Annotated in this window: 7 protein-coding genes and 1 pseudogene; all 8 read left to right on the top strand. The window is 44.5% G+C overall.

Annotated features, from left to right (window positions below; all coding sequences use genetic code 11):
- Positions 1 to 1,576, top strand: a pseudogene (locus tag BXY_RS07550) (sodium:solute symporter); the annotation flags it as partial.
- A gap of 133 nt (positions 1,577 to 1,709) precedes the next feature.
- Positions 1,710 to 2,426 (top strand): NUDIX hydrolase, encoded by a 717-nt coding sequence (locus BXY_RS07545; RefSeq protein WP_008770909.1) that lies wholly within the window; start codon positions 1,710 to 1,712, stop codon positions 2,424 to 2,426.
- Between the two features lie 5 nt (positions 2,427 to 2,431).
- Entirely contained in the window at positions 2,432 to 3,115 is a 684-nt protein-coding gene (locus BXY_RS07540) for an L-ribulose-5-phosphate 4-epimerase (protein ID WP_008774878.1), read from the top strand.
- Positions 3,116 to 3,156: 41 nt separating this feature from the next.
- Positions 3,157 to 4,686: an L-arabinose isomerase gene (gene araA, locus BXY_RS07535; protein WP_008774879.1), complete on the top strand. Its 1,530-nt coding sequence runs from the start codon at positions 3,157 to 3,159 to the stop codon at positions 4,684 to 4,686.
- Between the two features lie 106 nt (positions 4,687 to 4,792).
- Positions 4,793 to 6,388, top strand: a complete 1,596-nt coding sequence (locus tag BXY_RS07530; RefSeq protein ID WP_008018108.1) for a xylulokinase — start codon at positions 4,793 to 4,795, stop codon at positions 6,386 to 6,388.
- A gap of 141 nt (positions 6,389 to 6,529) precedes the next feature.
- Positions 6,530 to 8,932 (top strand): beta-L-arabinofuranosidase, encoded by a 2,403-nt coding sequence (locus BXY_RS07525; RefSeq protein ID WP_015531597.1) that lies wholly within the window; start codon positions 6,530 to 6,532, stop codon positions 8,930 to 8,932.
- A gap of 131 nt (positions 8,933 to 9,063) precedes the next feature.
- Positions 9,064 to 10,608, top strand: a complete 1,545-nt coding sequence (locus BXY_RS07520; protein WP_015531596.1) for an alpha-N-arabinofuranosidase — start codon at positions 9,064 to 9,066, stop codon at positions 10,606 to 10,608.
- 142 nt (positions 10,609 to 10,750) lie between these two features.
- Positions 10,751 to 12,151 (top strand): transketolase family protein (locus BXY_RS07515; RefSeq protein WP_208946780.1); only part of this gene is annotated, 1,401 nt, incomplete at its 3' end.

Genomic DNA, 12,151 nt, shown 5'->3' with positions numbered 1-12,151 from the left:
ACGCAACATGGCTTGCGATCGGTGCCTCATTTTCGCATCCAACATCGGTTCGGAACACTTGATCGGACTGGCAGGAGCCGGTGCATCCAGTGGTATGGCTATGGCACACTGGGAAATTCAGGGATGGATGATCTTGATTCTGGGATGGGTGTTTGTACCCTTCTACACACGAAGTATGGTATATACAATGCCGGAATTTTTGGAACGCCGCTATAATCCTCAATCACGTACCATCCTGTCGGTCATCTCTTTGGTGAGTTATGTGTTAACCAAAGTAGCTGTGACTGTATATGCCGGTGGTCTTGTATTCCAACAAGTATTCGGTATCAAAGAGCTTTGGGGAATTGATTTCTTCTGGATTGCAGCTATCGGTCTGGTAGTGTTAACTGCACTTTATACGATCTTCGGTGGTATGAAATCAGTTCTTTACACTTCTGTTCTTCAAACCCCTATCCTACTGCTAGGATCATTAATAATTCTGGTACTCGGCTTCAAAGAATTAGGTGGATGGGACGAAATGATGAGAGTCTGTGGGGCTGTTACCGTAAATGATTACGGTGATACAATGACTAACCTGATCCGTAGCAATGATGATGCAAACTTCCCTTGGTTGGGCGCTTTGATCGGTTCGGCTATTATCGGTTTCTGGTACTGGTGTACCGACCAGTTCATCGTACAACGTGTACTTTCAGGTAAAAATGAAATGGAAGCTCGTCGTGGTACTATTTTCGGTGCTTATCTGAAATTGTTGCCTGTATTCCTTTTCTTGATTCCTGGTATGATCGCATTTGCATTACATCAAAAATATATCGGTGCCGGTGGCGAAGGTTTCTTGCCGATGCTGGCTAACGGAACAGCAAATGCCGATGCCGCTTTCCCGACATTAGTAGCCAAATTACTTCCTGCCGGTGTGAAAGGTCTGGTAGTATGTGGTATTCTTGCCGCCTTGATGAGTTCTCTTGCATCTCTGTTTAACTCGTCAGCCATGCTGTTTACTATCGACTTCTACAAACGTTTCAGACCGGAAACTCCGGAGAAGAAACTGGTAGGTATCGGTCAGGTTGCAACGGTTGTAATCGTTATTTTAGGTATTCTCTGGATTCCTATCATGCGTAGTGTAGGCGATGTACTTTATACTTATTTGCAGGACGTTCAATCCGTACTGGCACCAGGTATCGCTGCGGCTTTCTTACTGGGTATCTGTTGGAAACGTACTTCCGCCCAGGGTGGTATGTGGGGATTGATTGCTGGTATGGTAATCGGTTTAACTCGCCTCGGTGCAAAAGTATATTATAGCAATGCAGGTGAAGTAGCAGATTCTACATTCAAATATTTGTTCTATGATATGAATTGGTTATTCTTCTGTGGATGGATGTTCTTGTTCTGCATTATTGTAGTAATCGTAGTCAGCCTGGCAACCAAAGCTCCGACTGCAGAAAAGATTCAGGGACTGGTATTCGGTACGGCTACCAAAGAACAAAAAGCTGCTACACGTGCTAGCTGGAATCACTGGGATATTATTCATACTGTAATTATCCTGGCTATTACAGGTGCTTTCTACTGGTATTTCTGGTAAAAAATAAGCCCTTCCTTCAATCTTCTCTTTGGGAAAGGTTGAAGGAAGCTAAAAATAGTCTTGCCAACGGAAAGACTGGTTTATTATAACTAAAATCACAATCTAAATGGATAAAGATAATTCACAAGAGTCAATGATAAGCTCAAACTCCCTCTCTTTTGGAAAGAACCGGGGGGAGGCTTATTATAGCTCGAATCCCACCTTTTATGTCGGCATCGACTGTATCATCTTTGGTTTCAACGAAGGGGAAATCAGCTTGCTATTGTTGAAGAGAAACTTCGAGCCGGCAATGGGTGAATGGTCACTGATGGGAGGATTTGTGCAAAACAATGAAAGTGTGGATGATGCCGCCAAACGTGTATTGCATGAGCTTACCGGACTGGAAAACGTTTACATGGAACAGGTAGGAACTTTCGGAGCAATCGACCGCGATCCGGGTGAACGGGTTATCTCCGTGGCTTACTATGCATTGATTAACATCAATGAGTATGACCGGAAACTGGTTCAGAAGCACAATGCCTACTGGGTGAATATGAACGAACTTCCCCCGCTTATCTTCGACCATCCTGAAATGGTAGAAAAAGCACGGGAACTGATGAAACAGAAAGCATCCGTAGAACCTATCGGATTCAATCTGCTTCCGAAACTCTTTACATTATCCCAATTACAAAGTTTATATGAGGCCATTTACGGTGAAACAATGGATAAACGGAACTTCCGTAAAAGAGTGGCTGAAATGGATTATATAGAAAAGACTGATAAAATTGATAAACTGGGTTCCAAACGGGGCGCTGCCTTGTATAAGTTCAACGGCAAGGCTTACCGCAAAGACCCGAAATTTAAAATATAATCATTATGCTGGAAGAACTAAAAGAAAAAGTATTTCATGCCAATCTTGAATTGGTAAAGCATGGATTAGTCATCTTTACCTGGGGCAATGTCTCTGCTATCGACCGTGAAAGCGGACTGGTAGTAATCAAACCCAGTGGTGTAAGTTATGATGATATGAAAGCCGAAGATATGGTAGTAGTGGATCTGGATGGCAAGGTCGTTGAAGGACGACTGAAGCCATCCTCGGATACTCCTACTCACGTAGTACTTTACAAAGCATTTCCGGAGATTGGCGGAGTGGTACACACCCACTCTACTTATGCAACTGCCTGGGCACAGGCGGGATGCGACATTCCGAACATCGGAACGACTCACGCGGATTATTTCCATGACGCTATTCCCTGCACGGCAGATATGACGGAAGCGGAAGTGAAAGGCGCTTACGAACAGGAAACCGGTAATGTGATAGTGAAACGTTTTGAAGGATTGAATCCTGTACATACACCGGGAGTATTGGTGAAGAATCACGGTCCTTTCTCTTGGGGAAAAGATGCGCACGATGCTGTACACAACGCCGTGGTAATGGAACAGGTAGCCAAAATGGCAAGTATCGCTTATGCGGTAAACCCGAATTTAACAATGAACCCATTGCTGGTAGAAAAACATTTCAGCCGCAAGCATGGTCCGAATGCTTATTATGGACAATAACAATTAAAAAAACAGATATTAAAAATTAAAGCAATAACATTATGAATAACGTATTTGATCAATATGAAGTATGGTTCGTAACAGGAGCACAGCTTCTGTACGGAGGTGACGCAGTAATCGCAGTAGACGCACATTCTAATGAAATGGTAAACGGACTGAATGAATCCGGTAAACTCCCTGTCAAGGTGGTATACAAAGGTACTGCCAACTCTTCTAAAGAAGTGGAAACTATTTTCAAAGCAGCCAATAACGACGAAAAATGTATCGGTGTAATCACTTGGATGCATACTTTCTCTCCTGCTAAGATGTGGATTCATGGTCTGCAACAGTTGAAGAAACCATTGTTGCACCTGCACACACAGTTCAACAAGGAAATTCCTTGGGATACAATGGACATGGACTTCATGAACCTGAACCAGTCAGCTCACGGTGACCGCGAATTCGGACATATCTGTACCCGTATGCGTATCCGCCGTAAAGTAGTGGTAGGTTACTGGAAAGAGGAAGACACTTTGCACAAGATCGCTGTCTGGATGCGTGTTTGTGCCGGTTGGGCAGATTCACAGGATATGCTGATTATCCGTTTCGGCGACCAGATGAACAATGTAGCTGTAACCGACGGTGATAAAGTGGAAGCTGAACAACGTATGGGTTACCACGTAGATTATTGTCCGGTAAGCGAATTGATGGAATACCACAAAGAAATCAAGAATGAAGATGTAGATGCATTGGTAGCTACTTATTTCAAAGAATACGATCACGATGCTTCTTTGGAAGACAAATCGACTGAAGCTTATCAGAAAGTATGGAATGCCGCTAAAGCAGAACTTGCCATGCGTGCTATCCTGAAAGCTAAAGGCGCTAAAGGATTTACGACCAACTTCGACGATTTGGGCGACATCGAATACAATGGTTTCGATCAGATCCCGGGTCTTGCTTCACAACGTCTGATGGCGGAAGGTTACGGATTCGGTGCTGAAGGTGACTGGAAATCGGCTGCTCTTTACCGTACAGTATGGGTAATGAATCAGGGACTTCCCAGAGGTTGTTCATTCCTGGAAGACTACACACTGAACTTCGACGGTGCCAACAGCTCTATCCTGCAGTCACACATGTTGGAAATCTGCCCGCTTATCGCAGCCAACAAACCGCGCCTGGAAGTACACTTCCTCGGTATAGGTATCCGCAAGAGCCAGACAGCAAGATTGGTATTTACTTCAAAGACAGGCGCAGGATGCACTGCTACAGTAGTAGATATGGGTAACCGCTTCCGTCTGATTGTGAACGATGTGGAATGTATCGAACCGAAACCGCTGCCTAAGTTGCCGGTTGCTTCTGCTCTTTGGATTCCGATGCCTAACCTCGAAGTGGGTGCAGGTGCATGGATCCTGGCTGGTGGAACTCACCACTCTTGCTTCTCTTACGACCTGACAGCAGAATATTGGGAAGATTATGCTGAAATCGCAGGTATCGAAATGGTACATATCAACAAGGATACTACGATCAGCTGCTTCAAGAAAGAACTGCGCATGAACGAAGTATATTACATGTTGAATAAAGCGCTTTGCTAAAAAGCCGATCTCTCAAGTTTCGCAAGAGCTTAATCCAATTATTAAGCACCTGCGAAACTTGATTTTTTCTATCATTATCGTTATACCTTAAAATATTGATTTCAACATGAAATTAGATGCAAAATCAACCATCGAAGCAGGCAAAGCCATTCTTGGTATAGAACTAGGGTCAACACGAATTAAAGCTGTGTTGATTGACCAGGAAAACAAGCCGATTGCCCAAGGTAGCCACACTTGGGAAAACCAGTTAGTTGACGGACTTTGGACTTATAATATTGAAGCTATCTGGTCGGGACTGCAAGATTGCTATGCTGACCTTCGCGCTAACGTAAAGAACTTATATGGCATAGAGATTGAGACGCTGGCTGCTATCGGTGTCAGCGCCATGATGCATGGTTATATGCCGTTCAACAAAAAAGAAGAAATCCTCGTGCCTTTCCGCACTTGGAGAAATACGAATACAGGTCGGGCAGCAGCAGTTTTATCAGAACTGTTTGTCTACAACATTCCGCTGCGATGGAGCATTTCTCATTTGTACCAGGCTATCCTGGACAATGAAGCGCATGTGAATGACATTGATTTCCTGACTACTCTAGCAGGTTATGTGCATTGGCAGATAACTGGCGAAAAGGTATTGGGTATCGGTGACGCATCGGGTATGCTCCCTATCGATCCGACAACCCACAACTATTCGGCTGAAATGGTGGATAAGTTCGATAAACTGATTGCTCCGAAAGAATATAGCTGGAAACTGGAAGATATTCTGCCTAAAGTATTGTCGGCAGGTGAAAATGCTGGTGTCCTCACTCCGGAAGGAAGTAAAAAGCTCGATGTATCGGGTCATTTGAAGGCAGGAATACCGGTTTGTCCGCCGGAAGGAGACGCAGGTACCGGAATGGTGGCAACCAATGCAGTCAAACAACGCACCGGAAATGTATCGGCAGGTACTTCTTCATTCTCTATGATCGTATTGGAGAAAGATTTGTCGAAGCCATACGAAATGATTGACATGGTGACCACTCCTGACGGAAGTCTGGTAGCCATGGTGCATTGCAACAACTGTACTTCTGATCTCAACGCATGGGTCAACCTGTTCAAGGAATATCAGGAGCTTCTGGGCATACCTGTAAATATGGATGAAATCTATAGCAAACTTTACAATATTGCACTCACCGGTGATACCGATTGCGGAGGTTTGCTTTCATACAATTATATTTCAGGCGAACCTGTAACTGGATTTGCTGACGGAAGACCGTTGTTTGTACGTTCGGCAAATGACAAATTCAACCTGGCAAACTTTATGCGGACTCACCTATATGCTTCAGTAGGAGTACTCAAGATTGGCAACGATATCCTGTTCAACGAAGAAAAAATCAAAGTGGACAGAATTACTGGTCACGGAGGATTATTCAGAACCAAAGGAGTAGGTCAAAGAATACTTGCTGCAGCTATCAACTCGCCTATTTCTGTGATGGAAACAGCCGGCGAAGGTGGTGCCTGGGGTATTGCCCTGTTAGGTTCTTACCTCGTGAACAATGAAAAGAAACAATCTCTTGCCGATTTTCTGGATGAAAGCGTATTTGTCGGTGACGCGGGTATCGAGGTATCACCTACACCCGAAGATGTAGCCGGCTTCAATACATACATCGAAAACTATAAGGCAGGATTGCCTATCGAAGAGGCAGCAGTCAAATTTAAATAATTGACAGTCGGCAATCCATTGTTGTTCATCAAAGATTGCCGATAAATCGCTGTTTATCAAGAGTCAATTCTAACTAAGTATTAACATTAATTATCTCCACCCCTCTCCTCTTTTGGAGAGGGAGATGGGGAGACTATTATCATGAAAACCACCTCGTTCATACTTGCACTTCTCCTGTCCACCTCACTGGGCAAAGCTCAAAACGCCCCACAAGTGTCTTACTTCCCTTTACAGAATGTGAAACTATTGGATAGTCCGTTTCTGCAAGCTCAACAGACTGATTTACATTACATACTTGCATTAGACCCCGACCGTCTGCTCGCTCCTTTTCTCCGCGAAGCAGGGTTACAGCCTAAAGCCCCCAGCTACACCAATTGGGAAAATACCGGATTGGACGGACATATCGGCGGACATTATTTATCCGCACTTTCCATGATGTATGCCGCCACCGGAGATACAGCAGTCTATAATCGCCTCAACTACATGCTGAATGAGTTGAACCGGGCACAACAAACTGTCGGCACAGGATTCATCGGAGGAACTCCGGGAAGCCTTCAACTTTGGAAAGATATAAAAGCAGGAAAGATCCGTGCCGGAGGTTTCGACCTTAACGGCAAATGGGTACCTCTATACAATATACATAAGACTTACGCCGGATTGCGGGATGCATATATCTATGCAGGAAGCGACCTTGCACGCCAAATGCTTATCGCTTTTACAGATTGGATGATCGATATCACTTCCGGCTTGAGCGACGAACAAATGCAGGATATGCTTCGTAGCGAACATGGCGGATTAAACGAAACGTTCGCTGACGTAGCCGAAATCACAGGCGACAAGAAGTATCTGGAACTGGCACGCCGTTTCTCTCACAAGCTCATCTTAGACCCGCTTATCAAAGAAGAAGACAAATTGACGGGGATGCACGCCAACACACAGATTCCGAAAGTGATCGGCTACAAGCGAATAGCCGAACTTTCACAAGACGACAAGAATTGGAATCATGCTGCAGAATGGGATCATGCCGCCCGTTTTTTCTGGAACACGGTAGTCAATCACCGTTCCGTCTGCATCGGAGGAAATAGCGTCCGCGAACATTTCCATCCGTCGGATAACTTCACGTCCATGCTGAACGACGTTCAAGGACCGGAGACCTGTAATACTTACAACATGCTCCGTCTTACCAAAATGCTTTATCAGAATTCTCACAATCCGAATCAAACAAACGAACCTGATCCAAACTACGTAAACTATTACGAACGTGCGCTTTACAATCATATCTTAGCGTCACAAGAGCCGGATAAAGGTGGATTTGTCTACTTCACTCCTATGCGTCCAGGACACTATCGTGTATACTCACAACCGGAAACATCCATGTGGTGCTGTGTAGGTTCAGGCTTGGAGAATCATACCAAATACGGTGAATTTATCTATGCGTATCGGAAAGACACACTTTATGTCAATCTCTTCATTCCTTCACAACTGACCTGGAAAGAGCAAGGCATTATTTTGACACAGGAAACCCGTTTCCCTGATGACGACAAGGTAACTTTGCGAATAGATGAAGCGCCTAAGAAAAAACGTACTTTAATGATACGTATTCCGGAATGGGCGAACCAATCCAAAGGATATAGCGTCAGCATCAATGGAAAAAGAAAAATGTTCGTTATGGCAAAAGGTAACCAGTATCTTCCTCTCTCCCGCAAATGGAAAAAAGGGGATGTCATTACTTTCCACTTGCCTATGAAAGTCAGCGTGGAACAGATTCCCGACAAGAAAGATTATTATGCTTTCTTATATGGTCCAATCGTTCTTGCAGCTTCCACAGGCACTGAATATCTTGATGGTTTATATGCCGATGACAGTCGTGGCGGCCATATCGCTCATGGCAAACAAATTCCTTTACAAGAAGTTCCGATGCTGATAGGAAATCCTGATTCAATCTGCAAATCTCTTCAGAAAGAACAGAATAGCCGGATTACTTTCAGCTATAACGGAGAGGTTTATCCTGCACAAGACAAGGCATTGGAACTCGTTCCGTTCTTCCGCCTGCACAATTCCCGTTATGCCGTTTATTTCCGGCAGGCAAGCGAAGAGCAGTTTAAAGCGATTCAGGAAGAGATGGCAACGGCTGAACGAAAAGCAACAGAATTGGCTAATCAAACCATTGACCTGATCTTCCCCGGCGAACAGCAGCCGGAGTCTGACCATGGCATCCAGTATGAACAGGCAGAAACGGGGACGAATAAAGACCGACATTTCCGACGTGCTAAAGGTTGGTTCGGCTATCAATTGAAGGTAAAAGAGGAAGCAAGCCGCCTCCTGATTACGGTACGGAAAGATGACCGCAATAAAGTGGCTATTCTTTTGAATAACGAAAAGTTGGCTGTTCATCCGACTATCAGTGAAGCAGATAAAGACGGTTTCATTACTCTTTCTTATGTTCTGCCTCAAAAACTGAATACGGGTAGTTGTCCGATACGTTTTATCCCTGACGGGACGGAATGGACCTCTGCCGTTTATGAAGTTCGTTTACTAAAATAGAAGTCACCACAGATTACACGGATTAACACAGATTATTTATGGGTTATAACATGATAGTAATCAGAATAAAATCAATCTGTGATAATCTACGTAATCTGTGGTAAAAAATAATCATTAAACAAATACCATTTATGAAAGCAAAACTATTAGTCAGCACGGCTTTTCTGGCAGCATCCGTATCTCTTTCTGCACAAAAGAGTGCTACCATAACCGTACATGCCAATCAAGGCAAAGAAATCATACCGAAGGAAATTTACGGCCAGTTTGCCGAACACCTGGGTTCATGTATCTACGGTGGTCTTTGGGTAGGCGAAAACTCGGATATTCCTAATATCAAGGGATACCGCACAGATGTATTCAATGCACTGAAAGACTTGTCCGTTCCCGTTCTTCGCTGGCCGGGCGGATGCTTTGCCGATGAATACCACTGGATGGACGGCATTGGTCCGAAAGAGAACCGTCCGAAGATGGTGAACAACAACTGGGGCGGTACCATTGAAGATAACAGTTTCGGAACACACGAGTTTTTGAATCTTTGTGAAATGCTGGGTTGCGAACCATACGTGAGTGGAAATGTAGGTAGCGGCACAGTGGAAGAGCTTGCTAAATGGGTGGAATATATGACTTCTGACGGAGACTCGCCTATGGCTAACCTTCGCCGTAAGAATGGTCGCGACAAAGCATGGAAATTGAAATATCTCGGCGTAGGAAATGAAAGCTGGGGGTGCGGTGGCAGCATGCGTCCGGAATATTACGCAGACTTATATCGTCGTTATTCTACTTATTGCCGTAATTATGACGGCAACCGTCTGTTCAAGATTGCCAGTGGCGCAAGTGACTATGATTACAAATGGACAGATGTATTGATGAATCGTGTAGGACACCGGATGGACGGTCTTTCTCTGCACTATTATACCGTAACCGGATGGAGTGGCAGCAAAGGATCAGCCACTCAATTCAACAAGGATGATTATTACTGGACGATGGGCAAATGTCTGGAAGTGGAAGATGTACTCAAGAAACATTGTACCATCATGGACAAATATGACAAGGACAAGAAAATCGCCCTCTTACTGGACGAATGGGGAACCTGGTGGGATGAAGAACCGGGAACCATCAAAGGACATCTGTATCAGCAAAACACGTTGCGTGATGCTTTCGTGGCTTCTTTAAGTCTTGATGTATTCCACAAATATACAGACCGCTTGAAGATGGCAAATATCGCACAGATTGTCAACGTACTTCAATCGATGATTCTGACAAAAGACAAAGAAATGGTGCTCACTCCTACTTATTATGTCTTCAAGATGTATAAAGTACATCAGGATGCCACTTATCTTCCCATCGACCTGACTTGCGAAAAGATAAGTGTACGTGATAACCGCACTGTACCGATGGTGAGCGCCACAGCTTCCAAAAATAAAGATGGGGTGATCCATATTTCTCTTTCCAATGTAGATGCTGATGAAGCGCAGGAAATCACCATCAATCTGGGTGATACGAAAGCCAAGAAAGCTGTCGGAGAGATTCTGACCGCTTCCAAACTGACCGATTACAATTCTTTTGAAAAACCTAATATTGTAAAACCGGCACCTTTCAAAGAGGTAAAAATCAATAAAGGTACAATGAAGGTAAAACTTCCTGCTAAGTCCATTGTTACTTTAGAGTTACAGTAATTTTAGAGCAATTACTTATTGTATCACAAACAAGAAGACCGTAAAATTGTCGATAAAAAAGATAGCTCTTTTGGATTGTTAAATCCACATAAAGAGTTATCTTTGCGAACAATCTGACAGAAATCAATTAAATTTTAATGATATGAACGATAACAAACTTATGAATCGTGCAGCGGATAACATCCGTATTCTTGCTGCTTCAATGGTTGAGAAAGCCAATTCCGGTCACCCGGGTGGCGCCATGGGTGGTGCTGATTTTGTAAATGTACTCTTCTCTGAGTTTCTAGTATACGATCCTGAAAATCCCCGTTGGGAAGGACGTGACCGCTTCTTCCTCGACCCGGGCCACATGTCTCCGATGCTTTATTCTACGTTGGCATTGACAGGAAAATTCACACTGGACGAGCTGAAAGAATTCCGTCAATGGGGAAGCCCTACTCCAGGACATCCTGAAGTGGACATCATGCGTGGCATCGAAAACACTTCCGGTCCGCTGGGACAAGGACACACTTTTGCAGTAGGTGCTGCTATCGCTGCCAAATTCTTGAAAGCCCGTTTCGACGAGGTGATGAATCAGACCATTTACGCTTACATCTCTGACGGTGGTATTCAGGAAGAAATCTCTCAAGGTTCCGGACGTATTGCCGGTGCACTGGGACTGGACAACCTGATTATGTTCTATGACTCCAACGATATTCAGCTTTCTACAGAAACGAAAGACGTAACCGTTGAAGATACTGCCATGAAATATGAAGCATGGGGATGGAACGTACTTAGTATCAACGGTAATGATCCTGACGAAATCCGTGCGGCAATCAAAGAAGCACAAGCTGAAAAAGAACGTCCGACACTGATTATCGGTAAAACCGTAATGGGTAAAGGTGCACGCAAGGCAGACGGCAGCAGCTATGAAGCTAACTGCGCTACACACGGTGCTCCTCTCGGTGGCGACGCTTATGTAAATACAATCAAGAATCTGGGTGGTGATCCTACTAACCCGTTTGTTATATTCCCGGAAGTAGCCGAACTGTATGCAAAACGTGCAGAAGAACTGAAGAAGATCGTTGCTGAAAAGTATGCAAAGAAAGCTGCATGGGCGAAAGCAAACCCGGAACTGGCTGCAAAACTGGAACTCTTCTTCTCGGGCAAAGCTCCGAAAGTGGACTGGGCTGCTATCGAACAGAAAGCAGGTAGCGCTACTCGTGCTGCATCTGCAACCGTATTGGGCGCACTTGCTACACAGGTAGAAAACATGATCGTTGCTTCGGCCGACCTTTCTAACTCTGACAAGACTGACGGTTTCCTGAAAAAGACTCATTCTTTCAAGAAAGGTGATTTCAGCGGAGCATTCTTCCAAGCAGGTGTATCTGAATTGTCAATGGCTTGTATCTGTATCGGTATGTCTCTCCACGGTGGTGTGATCGCTGCTTGCGGTACATTCTTCGTATTCTCCGATTACATGAAACCTGCCGTACGTATGGCTGCTTTGATGGAACAACCGGTGAAATTCATCTGGACACACGACGCATTCCGCGTAGGTGAA

It is taken from the genome of Bacteroides xylanisolvens XB1A (genome assembly GCF_000210075.1).
GTDB lineage: Bacteria > Bacteroidota > Bacteroidia > Bacteroidales > Bacteroidaceae > Bacteroides > Bacteroides xylanisolvens.
This window is presented reverse-complemented; position numbering and strand designations above follow the sequence as displayed.